The sequence below is a fragment of the Oscillatoria sp. FACHB-1407 genome, from assembly GCF_014697545.1.
GTDB lineage: Bacteria > Cyanobacteriota > Cyanobacteriia > Elainellales > Elainellaceae > FACHB-1407.
In genome coordinates, this window is the sequence record NZ_JACJSA010000020.1 from 1 (window position 1) to 24,820 (window position 24,820).

Annotated in this window: 17 protein-coding genes; 6 read left to right on the forward strand and 11 right to left on the reverse strand. The window is 44.9% G+C overall.

Features of this window, described 5'->3' with window-relative positions:
• Positions 1-216: 216 nt before the first annotated feature.
• The 11 genes from H6G89_RS36280 to H6G89_RS25775 all read right to left on the reverse strand — a co-directional run bounded on the left by H6G89_RS36280 (position 217) and on the right by H6G89_RS25775 (position 16,618).
• Positions 217-2,214 (reverse strand): SBBP repeat-containing protein, encoded by a 1,998-nt coding sequence (locus tag H6G89_RS36280; protein WP_199336928.1) that lies wholly within the window; start codon positions 2,212-2,214, stop codon positions 217-219.
• A 1,022-nt stretch (positions 2,215-3,236) separates the two neighbouring features.
• Entirely contained in the window at positions 3,237-3,719 is a 483-nt protein-coding gene (locus tag H6G89_RS25735; RefSeq protein WP_190511952.1) for a hypothetical protein, read from the reverse strand.
• A 122-nt stretch (positions 3,720-3,841) separates the two neighbouring features.
• Positions 3,842-4,249, reverse strand: a complete 408-nt coding sequence (locus H6G89_RS25740) for a GMC oxidoreductase (protein WP_339384543.1) — start codon at positions 4,247-4,249, stop codon at positions 3,842-3,844.
• 232 nt (positions 4,250-4,481) lie between these two features.
• A complete protein-coding gene (gene fabZ / locus H6G89_RS25745) occupies positions 4,482-5,021 on the reverse strand; it encodes a 3-hydroxyacyl-ACP dehydratase FabZ (protein ID WP_190511956.1) in 540 nt (179 codons plus the stop codon).
• 57 nt (positions 5,022-5,078) lie between these two features.
• Positions 5,079-6,329 (reverse strand): beta-ketoacyl-ACP synthase II, encoded by a 1,251-nt coding sequence (gene fabF / locus H6G89_RS25750; RefSeq protein ID WP_190511957.1) that lies wholly within the window; start codon positions 6,327-6,329, stop codon positions 5,079-5,081.
• 4 nt (positions 6,330-6,333) lie between these two features.
• Complete coding sequence (locus H6G89_RS25755) at positions 6,334-7,296, reverse strand: class I SAM-dependent methyltransferase (RefSeq protein WP_190511959.1); 963 nt, start codon at positions 7,294-7,296, stop codon at positions 6,334-6,336.
• Positions 7,297-7,350: 54 nt separating this feature from the next.
• Positions 7,351-8,601 carry a glycosyltransferase gene (locus H6G89_RS25760; protein ID WP_190511961.1) on the reverse strand — a complete coding sequence of 417 codons (1,251 nt, stop codon included), beginning with the start codon at positions 8,599-8,601 and terminating at the stop codon, positions 7,351-7,353.
• Between the two features lie 33 nt (positions 8,602-8,634).
• Positions 8,635-14,529 carry a type I polyketide synthase gene (locus tag H6G89_RS25765; RefSeq protein ID WP_190511970.1) on the reverse strand — a complete coding sequence of 1,965 codons (5,895 nt, stop codon included), beginning with the start codon at positions 14,527-14,529 and terminating at the stop codon, positions 8,635-8,637.
• Positions 14,530-14,589: 60 nt separating this feature from the next.
• Positions 14,590-14,724: a hypothetical protein gene (locus H6G89_RS35900; RefSeq protein WP_255519509.1), complete on the reverse strand. Its 135-nt coding sequence runs from the start codon at positions 14,722-14,724 to the stop codon at positions 14,590-14,592.
• A gap of 37 nt (positions 14,725-14,761) precedes the next feature.
• Complete coding sequence (locus tag H6G89_RS25770; protein WP_190511979.1) at positions 14,762-16,159, reverse strand: hypothetical protein; 1,398 nt, start codon at positions 16,157-16,159, stop codon at positions 14,762-14,764.
• A 162-nt stretch (positions 16,160-16,321) separates the two neighbouring features.
• A complete protein-coding gene (locus H6G89_RS25775; protein ID WP_199336930.1) occupies positions 16,322-16,618 on the reverse strand; it encodes an acyl carrier protein in 297 nt (98 codons plus the stop codon).
• 1,162 nt (positions 16,619-17,780) lie between these two features.
• Between H6G89_RS25775 and H6G89_RS25780 the strand changes: the two genes are divergently transcribed.
• The 6 genes from H6G89_RS25780 (at position 17,781) to H6G89_RS25805 (ending at position 24,547) form a co-directional block, all read left to right on the forward strand.
• On the forward strand, positions 17,781-19,616 hold the full coding sequence (locus tag H6G89_RS25780) for a fatty acyl-AMP ligase (RefSeq protein WP_190511981.1): 1,836 nt from the start codon (positions 17,781-17,783) through the stop codon (positions 19,614-19,616).
• Positions 19,617-19,792: 176 nt separating this feature from the next.
• The gene (locus tag H6G89_RS25785; RefSeq protein ID WP_199336931.1) at positions 19,793-20,614 is read left to right on the forward strand and encodes a response regulator transcription factor; all 822 of its coding nucleotides are present in this window, start codon (positions 19,793-19,795) and stop codon (positions 20,612-20,614) included.
• A gap of 26 nt (positions 20,615-20,640) precedes the next feature.
• On the forward strand, positions 20,641-21,843 hold the full coding sequence (locus H6G89_RS25790; RefSeq protein ID WP_190511985.1) for an ABC exporter membrane fusion protein: 1,203 nt from the start codon (positions 20,641-20,643) through the stop codon (positions 21,841-21,843).
• Between the two features lie 16 nt (positions 21,844-21,859).
• Positions 21,860-23,011, forward strand: coding sequence for an ABC transporter permease DevC (devC, locus tag H6G89_RS25795; protein ID WP_190511987.1), 1,152 nt, complete (start codon positions 21,860-21,862; stop codon positions 23,009-23,011).
• A 73-nt stretch (positions 23,012-23,084) separates the two neighbouring features.
• Positions 23,085-23,780, forward strand: coding sequence for a DevA family ABC transporter ATP-binding protein (locus H6G89_RS25800; RefSeq protein WP_190511989.1), 696 nt, complete (start codon positions 23,085-23,087; stop codon positions 23,778-23,780).
• A 2-nt stretch (positions 23,781-23,782) separates the two neighbouring features.
• Entirely contained in the window at positions 23,783-24,547 is a 765-nt protein-coding gene (locus H6G89_RS25805) for a thioesterase II family protein (RefSeq protein ID WP_190511991.1), read from the forward strand.
• Positions 24,548-24,820 lie beyond the last annotated feature (273 nt).

Below are 24,820 nucleotides of genomic sequence, written 5' to 3' on the forward strand. Positions count from 1 at the left end.
ATTCGTGACTGGAAACCTGCTCTCAATCGCTTCGCGATTGAATTCGGCGATCGCTTTCCAACTTGAGTTTTTACCCTTGACACAATCTATTTGACATACCCCTTGTATTTACACTCACCCTAATCGAGATGCGTAATTCAATAGAAAGTAAGGATCCCCCTGGCTAACGCCACCCTCCTGTAAGGAGATAGGGGGGATCGATACTCAGAACCCAAACTATTTGGAACTAGCTCTCAACCGCTTGCTGATCCACGTAACAGTTGCGATCGCCATCAAACCAATACCCATTGATGGTTCAGGCACAGGTTCAGGGCGACCATATGGATCACGGAGTAGAACTTCTAACCCGGCTCCAGTAGGGCCACCACTGTTTTCAGGCAACCCTAACGTTTCAGTCGTAAACGTCTTGAAGAAGTTTTTGATGAAATCAATGGTCGCTTGATCAGTAATCGGTTGACTGTTACTGTTAGTGTTGCTAACAGATAATGCTGTACCTGAGGAACTGTTAGCCGCGAGTGAAGAACCACCAAAATCAACTAACGCCCCTGTGGATGCATCCAGTTTTGCAGACCAAGTGTCTACAGCCCCAGTATTAACACCCCCTAAGGATCCTTGAGTGATGCCTGTAACATATACATCATCACCGTTTGCAGTCACAGCATAAGCTTGGTCAAAGGCAGATGTTCCAAACTGTTGGAGCCAAATTTGGTTGCCATCAATATCATACTTAGCTACCCAGGGGTCAAAGGAACCAGCATTTCCTCCAACAAAACCACCTGTGGTATATCCAGTTAAAAAGATGTTGTCACTGTCATCAATGAACAGATCAAACCCTTCATCATCACCACTCGTTCCAAACTGTCGAACCCAAATCTGATTGCCTAAACTGTCGTATTTAGTTAAAAAGACATCATAGGAACCAGCGTTTCCTTCTTCTACTAGTGAACCAAGTGTCCATCCGGTTGTGTAAACATTTCCTTGGCTGTCAGTATCGACACCCCAACCCCATTCATAATCTGAGGTGCCAAACTGCCGAATCCACTCCAACTCGCCATTATTGTCAAACTTACTGATGTAAGTGTCGTAAGCTCCAGCGTTGGGACCAGCCAAATCACCAAGCGTCCACCCAGTTGTATAAACGCTGCCATCGTTGCTGACGGTAACGTCATACGATTCATCAAACGCGTCGTCTACACTCCCCGTTTCTGTAAAGAATACTTGATTGCCATCGGTGTCAAACTTAGCTACCCAGAAATCGTCTGTTGCGATGTCTGTTTCTGAGGGTTTAACATCAATGCCAGTTAAATAGGCATTACCTTCAGCGTCAACATCAATGCCAAAGGTTTGGAAGATGGAATTTTGCCCAAACTGTTGAATCCAGAGTTGGTTTCCTTCGCTGTCATATTTAGCGACAAATGCCTCAGAGTCAATCGCTTGCTTGTCTCTTGCCAAATCTCCGCCAGTAATTCCGGCAACATAGAAGTTACCTTCAGCATCAGTTTCGATACCAGAGATGGTTTCAAACTGAGAGGTGCCAAATTGCTGTGTCCAGATCAGGTTTCCATCGCTGTCATATTTGCTGATTACAGCATCGCGAGAGTTATTCGCATCATCATCGTCTGTTCCGCCTGCAATATAGACATTGCCATTAGAATCTGTTGCTGTCGTAGCAGCGATGTCAAAGTTTGAGGTTCCTTGTTGCTGCGCTTGTGGTACTCCGGGTCCTGGAGGTGGAGTTGTGCCTTGGAATGCAAAATAGCTTTCATTCAAGCTCAAATTTGTGTTTCCAAGCAGAAAACTGACGACATCTGCACCCGCTTGAGTTTGCTGAAGAATGGCTGATCCAATCCCCAAATCCAGAATTTGATAGTTGTTTGCAGAACCATAAAGCTCGATAGAATCGAGTTGTGGGTTGAAGTCAGCAATAAAGCCAAAGTCATTCAAGCCAAAGTTAGTTGAGGTACCGTTATTGTAGTAACCCCGTGTGAAGTCTCCCAGGACAAAGGTGTCATTCCATTGACGGAAAAGAGGATCGTCGATCGCTACGTCACCAATAAAAAGATCAATTTGGGGTTCTCCCGAAGTGGTTTGACTGGGCTGAAATCCTCGTAGAGTGTCGTTTCCAGTACGCCCCCAAATGATTTGTCCCGAATAAAAGCCTGCAGCGAAATCACTGTTAGGCGTGTATACTTGAAGCAAAGGTTGGTCTTCCACTTTGTTGCTCTCCAGTAATTAAGTTGGCAATAAGGATTGCTCCAAGTCGCCTTGGAGTACGATCGATTTGATTTCAATGCACACGAAGCTGTCAGAACTAATGGAAGTTCTACAACAGCATTGCAAGCACACTGTCCAGTTCATGTTGAACCGTGAGTTTTATCGCACGTATCACTGTAGGAGCACAGAAGGTGTTCCTCAATTTGGGGTCAAGACTGATTTAGGTCTCCATCGCTTGCGATGTGACGTCTGTGCGTAGCTATAAATGCAGCGTATATGCTTTAGAAACGCCACTAAGCACTAGGTGAATCATTCGAAACACATCCACTCTCATCCCAAGGTGCGCATTATCACAAGAGCATTTTGTGCTCTCTTTAGCTACGCTATTTGAGTGTTGTGCAGATGCTTATCCGTAGATGCTTATTTGATTAAACAGAGCAAGATTGAGTGCAGTTATTTAGAAATACCACGAAAGTAGCCTGGTTAAACATCCACTATCATCTCAGGAAGCCTGATAGGAACGCATTGTATTCCCTCTAGCCCCGCTATTTAAGTGCTGTGTAGATGTTTGTCTTACTGAATAGAGCAATCCTATTCAATGAAGTTACTCAAGTTAATAACTTAGCTACCTCCGAAAATCCTTCGTTGCTTGCATCTTGGCATTCGGTAGGTACAACTGTCCACATTTACGGAAGCCTTTACAAAAAAAATACACTCAAAGTCAGCTGAAGATCGCACATTTGTAGAAGAAAATCAGCCTAATAGCTGAGGAAATATAAGCTTTTCAGACTCAATTCCGGAAACAAATTGTATTTCTTCTATAACTTTTTACTTTTGAAGGGTAAGTAAAGATACGTAGAAGAACCTGAGTCTAGGGAAGCAGCCTATAGAAATACTACTTGGACGTAGCTCCTAGATCAGGATGAAATGTAGAAATTAAATTTCTCGTCGGGGTGCTGCCTCCTCTATCTCCTCTTTAGATTGTGATCTAGGAAGGTGACTACAGCAGGTTTGCCAGGATGTTAGTCAAAAATTGTGCAGTAGCGATCGTACCAAAACCACACTCCCGTCGAGAGGGAAACACAAGCCTGGTTAGTCACTTCACTGCTTGACATATTACTGTCAGCCCAGAAGTATCCTGTTCCAGTCACATAGACCAATCCATAGGTCGGTTGTTCACCGTTTGACAAATCCTGTCGCATAAAGAGATACGTTTCACTGGGAATGTATGCTCTTGTCCAGTTGGCTTGACATGATGGTGAATACATCCTCTGAATAATGATTTCTTGAGGTTGCTCAGAATCTTGCCGACGATAAACGGATTTCCTGATCTCTTCATCAACGACAGCATCTTGATCACACCGAAATTCAACCGGATTTCTGTCAGTACAACTAGCACCCCTACATTGTGGATCGTCTGCTAGCGTTTCTTCTGCTGAGCTAAAACTTAAACCAATACTTAACGCTGCGAGCAGTCCAATTGAGCAAAATTGTGAGTACTTCATTGTCCTGTCCTAGTGGTTAATGATTGAGAATAGCAGTTATCCTTTGGTAGTTAGTTCACTTTCTATTTCAGTACACCCTGATCTTACAGACAACATTGTTGCTCACGACTATCAGACAAGTATCAAGCAGTATTGCTTCTTATAGACAAAGATTCATGTGGTTCTTTCAAGTAGATGATCGCCAACGCGCAAGGTATTTGCCATTGTGGTGAGCGAAGGGTTGACGGCAGCACTTGAAGGGAAAACCTACTGTCTACAATATAAAGATTATCTACATCATCTACATCATGCGATCGACAGTTTATATCAAGTACTGAAGTGCTGGGATCTGTTCTAAAATGATAACTGCCACATTGATGAGCAATCTCATTCAAGGATGTCTTAAATATAAGACATGTTATCAGTGAGCCAATATCTTTACGGCATTCAATTGACTTCATTACCTGTTTCCAATGTCTAATGAGCCGATTAAATGCTTCAACGTCATTACTGTTATATCTAATCTTAATCTGATTACGTTCAATTGTCACATGGTTTTTATATCTGGAAGATCTTCCGCAGTTAGTAGCCGTGTCATAGAATATCGAGCAATGTATTCGTATACGATAGGTGGTACACAGAATGGTTCACTGGCAGCAAGCCGTTCTTGATTGACACTTCCAACTAGCTGCACGCTCCCCAGACATCACAGCCCAACAAGCTGCATGCTTGTGAGCCATATAGTTACACCCAACCCAGATGTATTCCGTCAAACAGGATAATCTATGTTTGATGATCAACAATTGAGAATATGAGTTGTCCTTCGGCAGCTAGTTCACCTTCTACTTCAGCGCGTCCCTGCATCTTACCGAAACGTCGTTGCTTAACAGAGAGCAATTCGACTGTCATCACTAACTGATCTCCCGGTACTACCGGGCGGCGAAATCGTACTTTATCAATTCCTGCAAATAGGAACAATCCGCCATCTGACTCTAGCATTTGAGTTAGCACAATACCACCCACCTGAGCCATTGCTTCAATAATCAACACTCCAGGCATAATGGGTTGTCCTGGGAAATGTCCCTGAAAATGAGGCTCATTGAAGCTCACATTTTTAATGCCAATGGCTCGTTCTCCAGGTACATAGCCCACAATGCGATCGACTAACGCAAATGGATAACGGTGAGGTAAAAGCTTTTGAATATCTTGAGTTGTGAAAATAGATTTGGGTTCTGTGAATGTAGTGACAGGAGATTGATGATTAAATGAATCTGATTCAGATTGATCAGACGAATTGACATCTAGAAGAGTAGGATTAGTCATGATTTAACTGTGTGTTTGAATGTTTACTTAGGAAGTGCGATCGCTCAAAAGACAAGATTAGTTTTCAAGTTTTTTAAAGGCAAGAGTTACATTGTGACCCCCAAAACCAAATGAATTAGAGAGCGCAACATCAACGGATTGAACACGGCTATGTTGAGGAACATAGTCTAGATCACACTCTGGATCAGGTGTGTCTAAGTTAATGGTAGGTGGAATATGATCTGTAGCGATCGCCATCGTTGTCGCTACAGCCTCAATGCCTCCGGCACCTCCTAAAAGATGACCCGTCATCGATTTAGTCGAACTAATCGCCACCCTAGACGCGTGTAATCCTAACGCGTGTTTAATTGCTGAAGTTTCGGTCACATCATTAGCAGAGGTGCTAGTGCCATGAGCATTAATGTAGCTGACCTGATTAGGGAATATGTCTGCATCTTTCAGTGCTAACTCTATTGCCCTAGCCGCTGATTTACCGCCAGGTACAGGAGCAGTTATATGATGGGCATCGCAGTTTAATCCGTAGCCAACGATTTCTGCATAGATGTGGGCGTTGCGATTTAGCGCATGTTCTAACTCTTCTAAAATCAAAATCCCAGATCCCTCACCCATGACGAAACCATCGCGATCGCGATCAAATGGACGAGAGGCACGAGCAGGTTCAGTGTTGCGGGTAGATAGTGCTCTTGCTGTTGCAAAGCCTGCAATGGACAGAGGCGTGATAGCAGCTTCTGTTCCACCGCATATCATCGCTTTAGCATATCCATGTTGAATCAGGCGAAATGCCTCCCCAATCGCATTGGAACCAGCCGCACAAGCAGTCACAGTGCAAGAGCTTGGTCCTTTTGCTCCGGTGTGCATTGCCGTTAGCCCAGCCGCCATATTAGCGATCATCGTTGGTATCATAAAAGGGCTACAGCGGTTAGGTCCAGAGTTGAGGTAGGTCTCCTGTTGTTCCTCCATCACTCTAATGCCACCCACCCCGCTACCAATAAACACCCCAATTTCAGTTGCATTGTGGTCAGTAATCACGAGGTTGGCGTCAGCGATCGCCTGTAGGCTTGCACACACTGCGAATTGGGCAAAGCGATCCATCCGTTTGGTTTCTTTGCGGTGCAGATAGTCGCACGGATCAAAACCTTTGACCTCTGCTGCAATTTGACAGGGAAGGTGAGAGGCATCAAAACGGGTAATCGGTCCAATCCCACTACATCCTTGAAGGAGCTTCTGCCAATACTCAGTGACGGTGTTTCCTAAAGGAGTAATAGCCCCTAAACCTGTGATGACGACTCGCTTTAAGTGACGTGCCATTTGTCTAAACTCCCGTTTTGCGAAACATGAGTGACATTTCTGTCTTAAGGCTCAGCCAGTAACCAAACAGTGAATAGAATATGAGTCGATAGGATAACAGCTCTTTTCCAATTTTGATGGGCTCAAATACTGTATTGATAGTGCCATCTAAACAACGTTGATACTCATTCCAAGCACGAGAATTTGTGCCAAACCAACGTGTATCGTGATAGGGGCGATCGCTAAAATCTACACCTATCCAACCTTGTTGACGAGCCAAATACTCAATTGATTGCCGCGTATAGATATGAAGATGATAAGGAACATGAACTGAATTGTAGTAATCAGAAATATGAGGTTGGCTTAAATCAATGTTTGCTGCATTAGGGGTTCCAATGAGAATGTAACCACCGGGAGCAAGAAGAGCATCAAGTTCACTTAATAGTACGTGCGGATCTTCAACGTGCTCAATTACATCTTGAAGCAGGATGTAATTAAATGGTCCTTTGCGAAGAATCGCTGAATTGCCAAATTCCTCCTGACAGGCGTGTGGATCATATCCATAACATTTAGAAAAACCTTGTTGCCGCAAATATTTCACGAACAATCCGCTACCACAACCATAGTCAAGTATCGAGTCTGTATAAGAAAGTCCGTGTTTTACGAGTTGTTGATATAAGTTTTTGTAGCAGAGTTTTAACTGATTTGACAGCTTTGCCTGAGCAAATGGATAGTCATTGTAATAATGCTTCAAATCCACCACATTAAGACAGTGAATCGTTGAGCAGTCAGGGCATCGCCAAACTTGAAACACCTCTTCTTTGAAAGCTCTGACATTACAGAAGAATGTTATTAATGAAAGCCTATCGTTCAGTTCAATACAGTAGCCGCAGATTAAACAGCTTAATCGCTGTTCGCTCGTGTTTGAATGCTGCTCTAACTCAGGAGCATTTTTAAGAGAACTGAGGTGTGGGGCAAACTCGATCATTATCTGCTTACTTACCAATAACGACAGGAACCGAAAACTGTAATCAAATACCATTCATGTCCGGCTCAGACTTCTCAAACTCTGTTTCTTACTAGCACCCAAAAGCTGTTGATAATAATCACTCAAGTTTTGGCATCCTTGTTCTAGCGAAAATTTCTTTGCACTTCGCATTGCAGTTTGAGCCACATTAGTATTGTTGCTGGATAATGCCCTACGAATACCATCCGCTAATCCTGAAACGTCGTTTGGTGGAACCAGATATCCATTAACCCCATCAAAAATATATTCAGATACAGCACCACTGTTCACCGTTACTACAGGTATCCCTGAAGCCATGGCTTCTACTACTGTTCGTCCAAATGTCTCATAGGGCGAAGGGCTGCAAAATACGTCACACGACGCCAAAACATTTGCCTTCGTTTCACCCAGCAGAAAGCCGGTGAAGTGGATATGTGGGACGGGTGCAGCCTGTCGTTTCAACGATGCAACAACATTATCAGGTCCGTCTCCAGCAATAATTAGAGAATAGTTAGGTCGCTGCTGTTTCAATTTGGCAAATGCTTCGATCAGTAAATCAACCCGTTTCTCAAAACCAAGACGACCCAAGAAAAGTAAAACCTTATTGTTGCGCTCCTGAGCACTGAGCCAGGGGTCCAACGATTGCCGGTTCTGACGAGCAGGGTTGTAGGTAGAGACATCAATTCCTAAAAATGGAATGGTCTGAACGTTGGGAATACCTAACTCGTGGCAACTCTTGCTAGCTGCAATGCTAGAACAGACTGTTACATCAATTTGACGATATAAATAGCTTGCTAGTCGAGAGCTACGAGCTACACTACGCAGCCATTGCCAACCTGGATAAGCAGCTGAAAAGTTATACAGATCAGTGTGATATTCCGCAATATAAGGAATGTTATGTTTCCGCGCGTAGCCCCTACCCGGTAACTGCCATGCACCCAGTAAAAAGTAGCGTTCTACATCAGTCATGACGATTAAATCGGGGTTATAAGAAGCAAGTTTTTGGTTGATCCAACGGGCAGCCGCAACCGTTGGTACATGGGTCAGCGAGTAAGGTGCCCAGGGTTTTGAGGGATACCGCTCAATAATTAAATTTTCGTCTAACGGTAAGAGCGGTTCTGATTGGTTTGCTTCTTGCTGCCAGTCGGGGGCGAACACAATGACACGGTATGAACCTTGTTTTGCAAGCCATTGAGCCCGTTCCCAGTTGAAATGTGAAACGCCACTCACATCTGGTGGGAAACCTGTTACAAGAAATACCAGGGTATTGATTTTAGAAAATCTCATTGAATTTAATCCTCTGGTTTAATTCTCTGAACGTTATGCTCGAACTTTTGGAGCCTCAAGAAAACCGCTTTGAATGAAATATGAGAAGTAGGTATTCAAGAGTTTTGTATCAACACGAGGGCAAGCAATCGATGAGCCTGAAAGTTGGGCAACTGTTGCTTGGCAGTTGAGCTTGACTCGTCGTTGTCCCAGTCCTGCAAAGGTTAACTGTTCATCAGACCAACGTCGTAAAAAGAAGGGAAGTAACCCGCTTAGAGCATTGTCTTGAGAGCTAACAATGTCGATTAGTTTGTTTTCCCACTCTTCGTAGGAGATTTGCTGCACTGAGTAGCCGTAGTCATTAATATAGCCAGCAACCTCGCTCCAAGTTGAGAAGTTAGGGTTGTTGAGATGAAATGCTTTGCCGATCGCTTGTTTTTGGCGAGACAGATAAACAACGGCTTGGCTGACATAATCAACTGGGACAAGAGTAATGCCACAGTTCATATCTGGCATACTTCCCATTTGAATACAACCCTTCAGAAAACGGCAGGTAAAGTCGTCTGTATTCCAGGTTCCGGTTTTACTGTCTCCGGCGATCAGTGGGGGTCGGTAAATCGTCACTGGAAGTCCGCGATCGCGAGCAATGGTGACTAATTTCTCTGATACCCATTTGGTTTGGGTATATCCTAAATCAATTCCTTCTGTATGCAAGATGGGTTCTGCTTCAATAACTTCTATGCCGTAATAGGCAGATGAGTCAAACACCGCATCAGTAGACACATAATGCAGTGGTTTTGTTTTAATCAAACAGGCTAACCGCAAAACTTCTTGTGTTCCTAAAACATTGGTTGACTTCAATGCTGAGTAGGGATAGACAAAGTTTAGTGTTGCGGCGTTGTGATAAATCACATCAATTTGACGTGCCAGAGTTTCAAATTGCTCAGTCGAAATACCCAATTGCGGTTGAGATAAATCACCAATGATTGGAATAATTCGGGAGCGGTAGTGGTCATGCCATCGTTGGTAAGCCGTCAGATTCGTTTGAATCTTTTTAAGTCCTACGTTGGGATCAGAGGCACGGACGAGACAATAAATTGTTGCTTGAGTTTGCCGCAACAACTCGTCTAACAGAAATGCTCCTAAAAACCCGGTTGCTCCTGTCAGGAAGATGGAAGCCGCTTCGGTGTATTCTTCAGCAGGTGTAACAGGATAGATTGAACTGTCCAGATTAGCCTCATGATTGAGATCTAGAACATTGACTGTCACCTCTGAAGTGACGATAGTATTGGGTGCCAGTTGCTTCATCAGCACAGCAGCTAGAGCAGCAATGCTAGAGGCTTGCATAAAGTCGCTGATGGGTAACTCGACTTGCAGTTGGGAGCGAATTAAGCCAACGAGTTCCACCGCCATTAGGGAATCCATGCCCAGGTCAAATAACCCTTGCTGCGGATCGGGCAATTGAGCTAGCCTCAACACTTTGGCTGCTTCAGACTGGAGATGAGCTAACAGAATTGTGTAGCGATCGCTCTCTGGCACCGATTCAAGTTGTTGTAATATTGGCGATCGCTGTTCTGATGTTGGTTCTGCGGTTGGCTCAATCGCCTTTTCTGGTTTGGCTCCAAGCTGTTCTAACAGCGATCGCTTGCCTCTCGCCTCAAACAAGTCCTTAAACACCGTCCAATTCACATTGGCTACGGTGGTTTGAACGGAATCTGTGCCAAGTAGATACTTTAGAGCGGCGAGGGCTTGTTCTGGTTGCAATCCCTCTACGCCCATTCGCGTCAACCAGACTTGAAACTCTTCAAGTGCCATACCGCCACCTGCCCACGGTCCCCAATTGACACTGAGTGCGGGCAGTTCTAATTGGTGACGATACTGCGCCAGAGCATCCAGGAAGTAGTTAGCTGCCGCATAGTGCCCCTGTCCTTTTGATCCCCAGACAGCGGAGATGGAGGAAAAACTGACAAAGAAATCAAGCTGCATGTTCTGTGTCAGTTCGTGCAGGAGCCAGGTTCCCGCAACTTTAGGACGCAATACTGTGGCGAAAGTGCTGGCATCGGTGGCAGCGATCGCCTCATATCTTGAGACACCTGCCGCATGAATGATGCCCTTGAGAGGTGGCAGACTGTTGTCTATACTCTCAAATGCCTTAAGCATGTCGGCTTCATCAGCGACATCGGCTTGCACCACCAAAACCTTTGCGCCGCGCTGTTCTAACTGGTCTAAAGCTTGTCGAGCTTCACTGGAATCTCGCCGTCCTATCAGGACCAGATGTCGTGCACCCTCGTTAATTATCCATTGAGCGACTTTTAAGCCCAATGCTCCCAGTCCACCCGTAATCAAATAGGTGTTATCAGGCTGGAATGAGATGGGTTTAATCTGGGATGGTTGCTTTTGCACCAGACGAGCGACATATCGTTGCCCATCCCGAAACGCCAGGTGATCTTCGCCTTGGGGATTTTCAATTTCTACTAACAGGGTCAGCACTTCATCTTCAGTCGCTACGGGAGCCAAATCAACCATGCCTCCCCACCAATCGGGATGCTCTAAAGCAATTACCTTACCCAACCCCCAAAGTGGTGCTTGAGCAACAGCAGGAACCGCAGAGCCAGCAGACACCGCATTGCGCGTCACAAGCCAGAGTCGAGGTGAGGCGTGACCCCCGTTTTGGTTAGAGGTTGTGTGTAACGGCATTTTGCCCAGCGTTTGCAACAGATGCAGAATGCTAATAACACCCAGTCCTTGAGCTTGCTCTAACGCAGGAAGCGTTAACTCATCGGTTGGTCTAGCTTCTAAACTCCACAAGTGGATGATCCCCTGTAAGAGGCGATCGCAGGACGCAATAGCATCTTGAAACAGGCGATCGAAATCATCGGAATTAGACGGATTGATGACCCAGGCTCCAGTATCTTTAACCCGATAGAGCGGGCCGGGATAGACCAAAACACACTGTTTGCCTTGTTCCTGGAGATGGTGAGCGAGAGCCTCTCCTACCCCATCAAAATCTGCAAAGACTAGCCAGGTGCCAGGTTTATGAAATCCATTTTTAGGTTCATCTACAAGTTGGCGTGATTTGATCTGCCACTCTATTTCATAGAACCAGTCTTTAATGGATTCTGTGATGATCTGGTGCTGATGTTGTTTAACCAACAATTCCAACAACTTTGGTAATACATTCAGTTCTTCACCGGAAAGGTTTTCTGTCGTTTTGAGGTGTTGCAAAAGTTGTTGAGCATTGCCTTCGCTGAGCAGATCTAGAATGGGAGTTTTAACCGCTTTCTGCGGTGCGGTTGTGGATTCTAATGTTGTACGAGGCGTGATTTGCGCCCAATATCGCTGTCGCTGAAATGGATAGGTTGGTAACTGTAGACGATGACGGGAATAACCCTGGTCAAACCTTGACCAATCAACAGTTGCACCCTGGACATAGAGCGTGGCTAAACTCTGGAGCATTTGCTGCCAATCATCGCGCTCTGGATATAGGGTAGGAAGCCAGATACCTGCACTTTCAGGGATACAATAGCGTCCCATGCCCAGCAGGATGGGTTTAGGCCCAACTTCGACAAACACATCATACTTCTGTTGATGCAACGTCTCCATACTTTGGGCAAATCTGACCGCCTGACGCACATGACGACACCAATACTCTGGAGTTGTGATTTCATCAGTGGCGATCGCCCCAGTGACATTAGAAATAAGCTTGATGCGTGGAGATGAGTAGGTAACTGTTCTGGCAACCCGCTCAAATGCTTTTAGCATTGGCTCCATCAACGGGGAATGGAACGCGTGAGAAACGGTCAATGGTTTCGTCTTAATGCCTTCGGCTTGTAAAGTAGCAACCACGGCTGCAATGGCTTCACGCTCACCGGAAATAACAATGCTCTGAGGTCCATTGATAGCGGCGATCGCGACTTCGAGATAGGGTTTAATCACCTGACTAACCATTGCTTCGCTAGCAAAGACTGCGACCATTGCTCCATCTGGCGGTAGCTCCTGCATCAGGCGTGCCCGTTCTGCAATCAGCTTTAACCCATCCTCCAGGCTAAATACCCCCGCTAGACAGGCTGCAACATACTCGCCGACACTGTGACCCATGACAACAGCAGGCTTGATCCCCCAGGACAACCACACCTGCGCGAGAGCATATTCCAATGCAAACAAAGCGGGTTGGGTGTAGACCGTTTCGTTTAACAGATCGGAGCCAAACACCTCCAGCAACGGCTTATCTAGATAGGGACGCAGGAGTTTAGCACAGCGATCAAGCGTCTGTCGAAAAATCGGCTGTGTATCATAGAGCTGACGTCCCATGCCGACATATTGCGATCCCTGCCCGGTAAACAGGAAGGCTATTTTAGGGGCTTTTTTTCCGTTGGATTGATGGCTTACCAGTCCCGCAGTCTCTTTGCTAGCCGCAAACGCTTCTAGTTGTTCGCGCAACTGTTGATTAGAACTGGCAACCACAGCCAGACGGTGATCAAAGTGCGATCGCCCGGTGTTGGCTGTAAAGCAAACATCGGCTAACGACACCTCAGGATGAGTGGCTAAAAAGCCTTGATAGCGTTGAGCCAATTGGGTTAATGCTGGCTCATTCTTAGCTGACAGCGTTAACACATGAAACAACCGCTCAAGCTCACCTACAACCTTGGCTGAATCTGGCTCTATCCGGGGTGCTTCTCCCAAAATGACGTGGCAGTTTGTTCCTCCAAACCCAAAGGCACTGACACCTGCTAGGCGTTCCGCTGCACCCGACAACCATGGTTGAGCTTCGACTGGGATTGAAAAAGTGGTTTCATCCAGAGAAATGTAAGGATTTAATGTTTTAAGATGCAGGTGAGCTGGAATCGTTTGATGTTGCAATGAAAGGACAACCTTAATCACGCTGGCAATTCCAGAAGCCGCCTCTAGATGACCAATGTTGGTTTTGAGCGAACCCAGCCAGCAGGGTTGATCAGGTTGGCGATCGGGCATCAAAACCGCTTTCAACGATTTAAATTCAATCGGATCACCGAGCGAAGTACCCGTACCGTGAGTTTCAACATAGCTGATCTGTGCAGGAGACACACCAGCATTCTTTAGGGCTTGACGAATGACGGCTTGCTGAGATGGTCCGTTCGGGGCAGTCAACCCATTGCTTAAACCATCCTGGTTGACAGCTGTCCCCCGCACCACTGCCAAAATGTTGTCCCCATCCTTGAGCGCATCAGAGAGTCGCTTGAGAACAACAACACCACAACCTTCTCCACGCACATACCCATCCGCACTGGCATCAAACGTTTTACAGCGACCATCCGATGCCATCATTCGAGCATGAGAATAGGTAATGAAGGGACCTGGAGAGAGCATTAAACTCGCCCCACCCACCAGGCATAAGTTAGACTCTCCACTCTGTAAACTGCGACACGCAAAATGGAGAGCAACGAGCGATGAAGAACAGGCAGTCTCAACAACAGCACTGGGTCCGCGCAAATTGAGGATGTAGGAGAGCCGATTGGCAGCGATCGAGAGGGTATTGCCTGTGCCATCGTAAGCACTAATCTGGTTTAAGTCGCTGGCAAGTAACCGACAATAGTCGTAGTTGCCGATCCCCATAAAAACGCCTGTTAGGCTACCACTGAGTTGGTCTGCTGCTAGTCCAGCATTCTCGATCGCCTCCCATGCCACTTCCAGAACCAGACGCTGCTGGGGGTCCATCCGCTCCACCTCACGAGGAGAAATTCCGAAAAAGGCAGGATCAAACTGATCCACCTGATCGAGAAATCCTCCCCATCGGGTACTCATTTTTCCTGGCTTTCCAGGTTCAGGATCATAAAATTCGTCAATGTTCCATCGCTCTTTGGGGATCTCAGCGATCGCATCTACACTGTTACTCAAGAGTTGCCAAAACGCTTCAGGATTGTTTGCTCCGGGAAAACGGCAACCAATACCAATAATTGCAATGGATTCCACGTCCAGACCTCCAAACAATGTGCAATCGAAGGAACAAGGTTCCTTCCCTAGTAACACCCTTTAAGCAACAGCATGAGAGAACTGTTTGAAGGCTTTGATATTACGTTGAATCGCCTTATCAATTGACCCTTCATTTTCTCCTGGCAACACCAAGTAGCTGAAGCTAAAGCCGACACTCGAAAAGCCAATGAACATGACTGCTAATTTTTTGAGTGTCGGCTTTCAAATCCAGTTAAGCGATAGAACGAGAGAATTGCTCAAATGCTTTCGTGTTGTCTTGAATCGCTTTGCTAATGGAACCGCCTGCTGCCATTAATCGCAGTTCACGATTAACAGCCCACAAGTAATCAACACCGCTAAACAGCCGACGCAAATCGTTTAAGAGGCGATCGTGATACTTGAGATTCACATGTAGCCCCTCGTGCTCATAGCAAAAACACTTCTTCATCCATTGCAAGGCTTCCTGTTCAGACATCTCAAAAACAGGAGACTGAAGCAACCGATAGAATGAGAGCATGAACGGCTCATCATTGCGATAGATACGAGGCAACCCAGCCGAAAGACCACTTAAAGAAACTGTTTGTGCTCTGTAAATCGTGAAGTTTGCTAGAAACGCCTCATAAGCAGAAGGTTTGGCAAAGTCTTTATACATCTCAAGGGCAATTAGTTGAGAGGTTGTGGTGTGAAAGGATTCATCTAAAAGATGAAAGTAGGAAACAGCTGTTGGAGCAGGGATGGGTGAGCCTTGTTTTTCTAGCTCTCTGTAGTGCAGGGTGTAGCCGTACTCAAAGCTCTTCAGCAGCATATTTGCCATAAAGCGGGTGAAGTAGAACAAACATGCAAGAAACGGTGATGTTCCACAATTTAATGTGAAGAACTGAAGCATAGGTCGAGGGGCAATCTGACCCAACAATCCTGTTGTTTGAGCCGGGATCAGCTCTCCCTTTTGGTCCAACTCCTTCAAGTATCGTGAGTAATATTGTGTCTGCTGTTTCAACAGCACCTTGTTAGTCACAAAGCGCATCGCTGTGTCTTGAAACGAAGACATGAGCGAACTTTGCATTCCAAAGCTAAAGATTGGCGATCGCTTCCCAGAGACCAATTCCTTTGCTACCCCAGTCTTGATTGCCTTTGATTTTCCTTGAATTGATGCATGGAATCCACTTTGACCCAACAATGCCTTCTTGGTTCTATAACCAATATTGTGAAATGCGTGGATGTGATGCCGTTCTTGAGCTGTTTCAAGGTCTAACTCTTGACAGAGCGTTTCGTAGCCTCCGATAACCTCAAATACTCCAGCTGTGACTTGGTTATAGAGTATGGCATTCGCTTCAGTGGCAGCCGTTTGATTGTATTGAGTAGCCCAATAAAGATGGTTGAGTGCCTTTCTTTGAGATTGCGAGGCTTGTTCATACAAAGGAGTACCATACAAAAGGGACAATTCTGGATCGCTCCAAAATTCCTCACTATTACTTCTGTAATCAAAATTCTTATCCAGTTCCTCCATTCTCTCGGTATAGTCCGATTCGCAATTACGTCGATAGTTGATCTCTGTAATTTTGGCGTGCTTTTTATTGTCCAGTGAAGGAGAGTCTTGAACTATATCTGAAGCGTTGAGAGTGTTTACCATGATGTTCTCTTGAGGATTTAGAATTAGGGTCAACAAAATTTAACTTCTGGACATTCTTCGTTAGCCCTAACACCTGGATTTCGCAGGTTATCGAGCAATGTAAAACCAGAAGAGGAGTTAGATCGTCTGTTTCAACTCAACCAGAGCTATTCAATTGCTTTATCAGGGAACTTCAGCCAGATGCTTCGCTAGCGTCTCAATCGTGGGATAGTCATACAACAATGTTGGGTCTAATTTCTTTCCCATCCAATCTTCTAAGTCACCTGTCATACCGACCGCTACTGAGGAGTCTAGACCATAGCGATCGAAGGGAATTGTAACGTTCACGTCTTCTGACTCAATCTCAAGTAAGTCAGCTAGGTAGGAAACAATCCACTCTTGTATTTCCGCTGCCGTTAACTGCAAGTGTGAACTACTTTCAAGGTCGGGTTGATTGGTTTCAGAATTTGTAGACACCATGACTTGTGAACTTTGGCTTTCCATCATTTATGCCCTTAATAAACTGACCACTTCATCAGTTGCTTTAACGTCGTCTTCAAAGTCCAGGCAGGCTTTCCGTCTGAATTGCCTAATGCAAAACTAGAGCTATACAAGAATTTGAGTCAGAAGGTAAAACCTCTTATGGTTAACACAATCCTTCTATAACTGAGTCAAATTCTATGTTCAGTAATTTTGTCTTGAGCAAGTAATACCTGTAACTGGATGTTCTGCGAGAAGCTTAATCAAATATTTAATTGAATTACAATAAACAATTTTTTGATTAGGCTAACTATTTTTTCGATCTATTGACATTCTACGTAATTACAATTCAACGCTTAAAGCTGAATTTAGAGATGAAATTCCTGTCTGGAAGCGGGTCTATAAATTTCCACTCTTCAAATTGCAGAATATATCCTTAGCTTAAAAGTACGAACACGAATTTATATATGAATTTGTGTGGATGTATAGGATGATGTCAATTGTATTCTGTAATACCTTATGTTGTTATTGGCAGTTGCTCTACTCTGTTTCCAAAACTTAGAATAAATAGAAACTTTATCTAATCTTTAAATAGTATTTAAAGCCGTCAAAGCGTTATCGTTTATAGCATTCAAGTATTTGCAAGTATTTGTAGAATACTTGCTACAACCCTCAACTTCATATAATCTTTATAAATTGGAAATAATACGTGCTGTTTCTTACAAGTTAATATCACAAGTAACTCTTCCATTAGGAGGATGGTCAAAGGTTGCAAATATTGCAAAATTTTGAGAGCCTTTCCAAGGTAAATCGTGACAAGTAAGAGAACAACTTGCTGCTTTCTAAAAGTGTTTCTACTTGCAATAGAATGTTGTTCTCTATACAGAATTGGTATCAATAACAAGTCAAAACTCAAGTGGTTTACATTCAACTAGATGCTGGGGCTAGAGGTTACGAAAGAGTAGCAACAGAATTTTGAGGTATGGCTGAGTAGTACTAGCTGCCTGATTGCAGTCTTAGTGCTAACAAGAATGTGTCCCCTGTAGGATAGGTTACGCTGTCGCTAACGCACTAAACCATCATTACGTGATGAGTTGTTAAGGCTAGTGCATTAAACGACATCCATGATCCCCATGTAAAAAGATTGGCAAGGAAGCAGCGTATGACTATTTGCTTGACTCACTCAACTAGTGCTAAGCGTGAATTTTTGACCCTAATTGATCTTCTTAGTTACAGAGCGCAAAGCCAACCTCATCAGCTATCTTACACATTTTTGGAAGATGGGGAATTAGAAGCAAGCAAGCTAGATTACCAAACTTTGGATTGCCGAGCAAGAGCGATCGCCTCCCAACTTCAAAAGCTAAACGCCATTGGACAACGTGCTCTGTTGCTCTATCCACCTGGTCTAGACTTCATTGCTGCATTCTTTGGATGTTTATATGCCGGGGTGGTTGCTGTTCCTGCTTACCCCGCTAGACGCAATCAAAGCTTATCTAGATTGCAAGCTATCGTAGCTGACGCTCAAGCGGCGATCGCCCTTACCACAACAGCATTATTAAAAGATATCGAGGAACGTTTTGCTGAAGAGCCGACGTTGAGTGGATTGCGTTGGGTAACTACAGATGACGTTTCTGACGAAGTTGCAAGCGAATGGCAGAAACCCAATATCAACAGTGTCACACTTGCATTTCTGCAATACACATCAGGCTCAACCGGAACGCCAAAAGGGGTTATGGTCAGCCACAGTAATCTGTTACACAATTCCTTGCAAATCTATAAAAGCTTTGCTGATACACCAGAGAGCCAAGGAGTAAGCTGGTTGCCCCCTTACCACGACATGGGGTTAATTGGAGGCATTCTACAACCTCTATACGTTGGTGCTCCCATGGCTCTAATGGCACCAATGGCATTTTTGCAGAAGCCAATCCGATGGCTAAAAGCAATCTCCCATTTCAAAGCGACAACCAGTGGTGGACCTAATTTTGCCTATGATCTCTGTGTTCGCAAGGTTACACCGGAACAACTCGCAGAGCTTGATCTCAGTAGTTGGAAGGTCGCTTTTACAGGGGCTGAGCCTGTTCGAGCAGAAACCTTAGAGCAATTTGCGGCAAAGTTTGAACCCTGCGGATTTCGTCGAGAAGCTTTCCATCCTTGCTATGGTATGGCTGAAACAACGTTGATCGTTTCTGGAAGCTTTAGAAACGTTCTTCCTGTTCTCAAACAAATAGATGGCACAGCCCTAGAGCGAAACCGAGTTGTCACAGCCACGAAAAAACATGAAATGACTCGAACCGTTGTAGGTTGCGGTCAGTGTCTAGGTCAAACCGTTGTAGTTGCTAATCCTGACACCTCAACCCGTTGCTCAGCAGAGCAGATTGGAGAGATTTGGGTATCCAGCCCAAGTGTTGCTAAAGGATATTGGAACCGACCAGAACAGACAGAGCAGACTTTCTCTGCTTATCTAGCAGATACAGGTGAAGGTCCATTTTTGCGGACAGGAGATTTGGGTTTTTTACAGGATGGTGAATTATTCATCACAGGACGAATCAAAGATTTGATGATCATTCGAGGACAAAACCATTACCCGCAGGACATTGAGTTGACTGCCGAAAAAAGCCATCCAGCACTGCGACCAGGTTGTGGGGCCGCCTTTACGGTAGACATCAAAGGTGAGGAACGACTGGTTCTTGTCTACGAAGTTGAACGGAGTTATCTACGAAAGTTAAATATCAAGGAGGTTATTGGAAACATCAATCAAGCGATCGCGGCACAGCATGGGTTACAAATCTACTCTACGACGCTAGTTAAACCAGGCAGTATCCCAAAGACTTCAAGTGGCAAAATTCAGCGTCATGCCTGCAGAACTGGGTTTTTGACCGGACAATTGAGCGTAGTTGAAGATTGGAGTGAAAGTCCTCTCGGTAAAGCCAAGTTCCTGCATCTGCAAACTGATATTGGTTCTCTATTGCAGGAGTTAACGGCTGGCAAACAGCTCTAACCTATTTTCTGCAAACCGTCTTTTACTCCTATCGCAACTGGTCGCTAAGCAAGAGAGTTTAAGAGGCGTTCTTAAATCAAGGCTCCTCTTGACTCTGCTTACTAGGCTTTCAACGTCTACGGGTCAGCCAATGAAGTTATCTTTCTTATTCTTCAAGGGTGCGAATGAGAGGAGAGATGGTGAAAAAAATTCTACTGATTGAGGATCAAGGATATGCTCGAAACTTTTTTCTGGAGGGTCTTAAAGGAAAAGGGTTTCATGTGTTTAGCACTAAAAATGGTCGAATGGGAATTCAACAGGCGCAGATGCACCTACCAGATTTGATTCTTTGTGACCCGATGTTGCCAGACATTGATGGATACAGTGTTTTGGCTACATTACGCCAAGATCCACTAACGGCAGGTGTTCCTTTCATTTTTATGACGGCTGAGGAAAACCGAACTGACCTTCGTAAGGCGATGGAGTTGGGAGCAAATGACTATCTCACCAAACCTTGTACATTAGATGAGTTATTAAGGGCAATCACCACTCAACTAGAGAAGCAGAGCGTTCTCCATCAGTGGTATGCTGCTCGCTCTCAAGGGATTGACGATTCAACGGTTACGGCTCCTGTAAAAGCTATAGCGAATTCTCAGATCACGTCTTCGTCTGATCCCCTCTTGAATGAGGTACTTTGCTTTATTGAAGCAAACTATCACAAACCCATCACTCTCACCGACGTTGCCCAAGCGGTTGGATATTCTCCAGCCTATTTAACAAACCTGATCGGTCGTCAAACCGGACAAACTGTACAACGCTGGATTATCAATCGCCGAATGGCAGCAGCACGGGCTTTACTTTTAGAAACTGACCAGAATGTAGAACACATTGCAACTCAAGTAGGCTATCACCATGTAGTTCACTTCTTTCGCCAGTTCCGCAAATTGCACGGTACAAGCCCTCAGGCTTGGCGAACCGCCCAGTCCGCTCAATACAAACAGAACCAGAAGAATGGTTAGTCCCAGAAGAATAGTTAGTCTATGTTATGAAACCTGATTTAATCTCAGGAAATAAGCCGCTTCTGAAACCATCCGGACGATGGGTCATTGCGGTTACAGTGGTTGCAGCTTTAGCTGTAAGTGGAGCCACGATTCAGTATGTCTTTCGTGCCCAACCTGCACCGAGTCAAGCCAATACTGAATTGGAAGTCCCTACAGCCGAAGCTGTTTCAGCATTAGGCAGATTAGAGCCAGAAGGAGAGGTAATTTATCTATCGGCTCCTACTGCTCTTAATGGACTGGGCACAAGTCGAGTTGCTCAACTGCTGGTCAAGCAGGGTGACGTTGTGAAAGCGGGACAAGTCGTTGCTGTCTTGGATAACGTTAACCAACTGCAAGCCGCTCTGAAGTTAGCGCAGGAAGAAGTTAACGTTGCTCAGGCAGACCTTGCTCAAGTGGAAGCTGGAGCCCAGACGGGGGAAGTTGAAGCGCAAAAAGCAACGATCGCCCGTTTGAAAGCAGAGTTAGATGGACAACTCAATACGCAAGATCAGATCATTGCTCGTCTAGAGGCAGAACTGGGCAATAGCCAAACTGAATACCAACGCTATCGTGAGCTGTATCGCAACGGTGCGGTTACGGCATCTCAACTTGATAGCAAAGAGGTAACTATGACAACGACCCGTGAGCAGCTCAATGAGGCAAAAGCAAATCGCAGCCGAATGGCGGCAACGATTCAAGAACAAATTAGAGAAGCTCAAGCAACCCTCGATCGGATTATGGAGGTTCGCCCTACCGATATTCAGGTTGCTCAAGCTGAACTGAATAAAGCGATCGCCAATGTGAATAAAGCCCGTGCAGAATTGGAGCTAGCTTACATTCGATCGCCCCAAGATGGACAGATCCTGGGAGTTTACACCCGTCCTGGTGAGGTTGTTGGCGATCAGGGCGTTGTTGCCTTAGGGCAAACGGATCAAATGGTTGTGATTGCAGAGGTCTATGAATCAGATGTCGGCAGATTACAGGTTGGTCAGAAAGCAACTATCAGCAGCAATGCGTTTTCAGGAGAGTTACAAGGCACTATTACTCAAATTGGCTTACAAATTAATGCACAAGATATCTTGAGTGTTGACCCAACCGCCAATGTAGACAGTAGAGTGGTTGAGGTCAAAATTCAGCTGGATGCAGCGGACAGCCAACGCGTGTCGGCGTTCACAAACTTACAAGTCAACGTTGTCATTGATCTTTAACAGACCTAAATTAGCAATGTTTGATATCCCCTTAGCATGGCTGCAACTGAGTCGAGAAAGGCTGCGTCTACTCGTTGCTTTGGCGGGCATTGCCTTTGCCGTGATTTTGATGTTTATGCAGTTGGGGTTTCAAGCTGCCCTTTATGACAGCGCAACTCGGTTCCATCAAAGTTTGCAGGCCGATATAGTGCTGATTGGTGCACGATCGCGATCGCTCGCATTTATGAGACCTTTTTCGTGGCGGCGGTTATATCAAGCCTTCAGTGTGGAAGGAGTAGAATCCATCAGTCCTATCTATGTAGGATTTAAGGAGTGGAAAAATCCTGAGAATGGCAGTTTGCGAGTGATTTATGTCTACGGATTTGAGCCGGACAAATCTGTCTTTAAACTACCAGAAGTTGCCCAAAATTTAGATCAACTTCGATTGCAAGAAAACATTCTATTTGATCGAGCATCCCGTAAAGAATACGGTTCCATTGCAACAGAATTTGAACAAGGAGAATCGATTTCCACTGAGTTGGGCGGTAAACAAGTGAACGTAGTCGGTTTGTTTACCCTGGGTCCTTCTTTTGGAGCAGATGGCAACATCATCATGAGTGATTTAAATTTTCTCAATATATTCACAGATCGTAAATTAGGAGAAATTGATATTGGTTTGATTCAATTGAAATCAGGTGCTGATGTTGAAACGGTTGCTCAAACGATGAGAAGCAGTTATCCCAATGATGTAAAGGTTTTAACTCATCAAGGCTTTATTGAATTTGAGAAAAATTATTGGAAAACCAGTACAGCCATTGGCTTTATCTTTACCCTCGGTGTAGGGATGGGCTTCATTGTTGGCACCGTGATCGTCTATCAAATTCTATATACAGATGTCTCAGATCATCTGGCGGAATATGCAACGCTAAAAGCAATGGGATATAAGAATTTATATTTGGAGTTTGTTGTTTTTCAAGAAGCAATTATATTAGCTGTTTTGGGATATATTCCTGGATTTGCACTTTCACTGGGGCTGTATGACTTAACTAAAAGTGCGACATTTTTACCTTTGGGCATGACGATCGGGCGAATCTTTTCCATCCTAATTCTGACTGTATTAATGTGCTTTATCTCAGGTTTGATTGCCATGCGTAAGTTACGTAAGGCGGACCCTGCCGATATCTTTTGATCATCTAATGAGGTAGTGCATATCACCTCCACTACCTCACTTCACCCAAAGAAATGCATGGAAAGTGCTGAGTATGGAGCAGTTCGTTGTATCAGTCAAAAACTTGAGTCATTACTTTGGGCAGGGTGTGTTACGCAAACCTGTTTTATCAAATATCAATTTGGACGTTTCACCTGGCGAAATCGTCATTCTATCAGGGCCGTCTGGCTCAGGTAAGACGACATTGTTAACTCTAATTGGGGGATTGCGATCGCTCCACGAAGGAAGTCTCAAGGTATTTGGTCAGGAATTGCAGGGAGTCAGTGAAGCCCAATTAATCAAAATTCGACGCTATATTGGCTACATTTTTCAAGCTCATAACCTGTTGCGTTCCTTAACAGCACGACAAAATGTGCAAATGGCTATTCGGCTTGATGAAAACATTTCGGCTGAAGAAGCTCGTATCAAATCAGAAATGATGCTTGCGTCGGTTGGGTTGGAACATCGGGTCAATTACTACCCCGATAACTTATCTGGAGGACAAAAACAACGAGTTGCGATCGCCCGTGCCCTTGCATGTCACCCTAAGTTGGTTCTAGCGGATGAACCAACGGCAGCGTTAGATAGTAAGTCAGGACGCGATGTTGTCAATTTAATGCAGCGATTAGTTAAAGAGCAGGGATGTGCAGTCCTGATGGTGACTCACGACAATCGCATTCTTGATATTGCCGATCGCATTGTTTACATGGAAGACGGCGAACTGAGTACAGACACTCACTTGAGGAAATAGGGATGCTAATATCAACGCCAAAATCAAACAATTGGGTGAAACGTCCAAATCCAAACCCCAACGCCACTCTTCGCTTATTTTGCTTTCCGTATGCGGGAGCCGGAGCATCCATCTTTCGTCACTGGTCAGCAAATCTGCCTCCCTATGTAGAAGTTTGTCCTATTCAGCTTCCGGGGCGAGAAGAGCGCATCAAGGAATCGCTGTTTACCCAGCTTCCTCCCCTGGTTCAAACCCTGGCACACTCCCTCCAAGGCTATTTAGATATACCGTTTGCCTTTTTTGGTCACAGTCTGGGGGGACTCATTAGTTTTGAGCTTGCTCGTCAACTCCGCATTCAACAGTCTCCAGAACCAATTCATCTGTTTATTTCTGGTCGTCGTGCTCCGCAAGCAAGCGATCGCAATCCGCTCCTGCACACCTTACCAGAATCCGAATTTTTGCAAGAGTTGCGCTCCTTAAATAGAACACCCGAAAAAGTGTTAACCAACTCAGAATTAATGCAGCTATTATTACCGATCCTAAGAGCAGATTTCTCGATCTGCGAAACCTATACTTATCTGGATGAACCTCCTCTCGATTGTTCTATCTCCGTTTTAGGTGGATTAGACGATGCAGGAGAACCCATAGAGTTACTTGAGCTTTGGAGATCACAAACCCGGTCTTCATTCTCAATGTATTTATTTCCTGGTGATCACTTTTTTCTACACAGAAGTCAACAGCTCCTGCTAGAAACACTTGATAATCAATTATGTCAGCTTGCAGATTGACTTAGAGTGAGTGCTACGATACGGTCTCTACCTCTAGGGATTGATAGGATTAACCTTGCGATCGCTCTGTTAGTTTTAGCGAACAAATCATCTTAAAACTCCTTCGATTTACAAGGAATATTTTTCAGCGGCACTTTGTTAAAGAAATCTAACAAGCTGATGGATTTCAAGATTCCCCTGCATATTTTGGAGATGGCTGTGAGGAACTTGACCACCAGCGATGAAAAAAGACCTTAATTACTACGCTAAAAAGTTCGCAAAGCTCAATGTTAA

What these genes read in the sequence shown, in the direction of transcription:
- H6G89_RS25735 (WP_190511952.1), bottom strand. Translation starts at nt 3,719, where the DNA reads ATGAAGTACTCACAATTTTGCTCAATTGGACTGCTCGCAGCGTTAAGT.
- fabZ (WP_190511956.1), bottom strand. Translation starts at nt 5,021, where the DNA reads ATGACTAATCCTACTCTTCTAGATGTCAATTCGTCTGATCAATCTGAA.
- fabF (WP_190511957.1), bottom strand. Translation starts at nt 6,329, where the DNA reads ATGGCACGTCACTTAAAGCGAGTCGTCATCACAGGTTTAGGGGCTATT.
- H6G89_RS25755 (WP_190511959.1), bottom strand. Translation starts at nt 7,296, where the DNA reads ATGATCGAGTTTGCCCCACACCTCAGTTCTCTTAAAAATGCTCCTGAG.
- H6G89_RS25760 (WP_190511961.1), bottom strand. Translation starts at nt 8,601, where the DNA reads ATGAGATTTTCTAAAATCAATACCCTGGTATTTCTTGTAACAGGTTTC.
- H6G89_RS35900 (WP_255519509.1), bottom strand. Translation starts at nt 14,724, where the DNA reads ATGTTCATTGGCTTTTCGAGTGTCGGCTTTAGCTTCAGCTACTTGGTG.
- H6G89_RS25770 (WP_190511979.1), bottom strand. Translation starts at nt 16,159, where the DNA reads ATGGTAAACACTCTCAACGCTTCAGATATAGTTCAAGACTCTCCTTCA.
- H6G89_RS25775 (WP_199336930.1), bottom strand. Translation starts at nt 16,618, where the DNA reads ATGGTGTCTACAAATTCTGAAACCAATCAACCCGACCTTGAAAGTAGT.
- H6G89_RS25780 (WP_190511981.1), top strand. Translation starts at nt 17,781, where the DNA reads ATGACTATTTGCTTGACTCACTCAACTAGTGCTAAGCGTGAATTTTTG.
- H6G89_RS25785 (WP_199336931.1), top strand. Translation starts at nt 19,793, where the DNA reads ATGGTGAAAAAAATTCTACTGATTGAGGATCAAGGATATGCTCGAAAC.
- H6G89_RS25790 (WP_190511985.1), top strand. Translation starts at nt 20,641, where the DNA reads ATGAAACCTGATTTAATCTCAGGAAATAAGCCGCTTCTGAAACCATCC.
- devC (WP_190511987.1), top strand. Translation starts at nt 21,860, where the DNA reads ATGTTTGATATCCCCTTAGCATGGCTGCAACTGAGTCGAGAAAGGCTG.
- H6G89_RS25800 (WP_190511989.1), top strand. Translation starts at nt 23,085, where the DNA reads ATGGAGCAGTTCGTTGTATCAGTCAAAAACTTGAGTCATTACTTTGGG.
- H6G89_RS25805 (WP_190511991.1), top strand. Translation starts at nt 23,783, where the DNA reads ATGCTAATATCAACGCCAAAATCAAACAATTGGGTGAAACGTCCAAAT.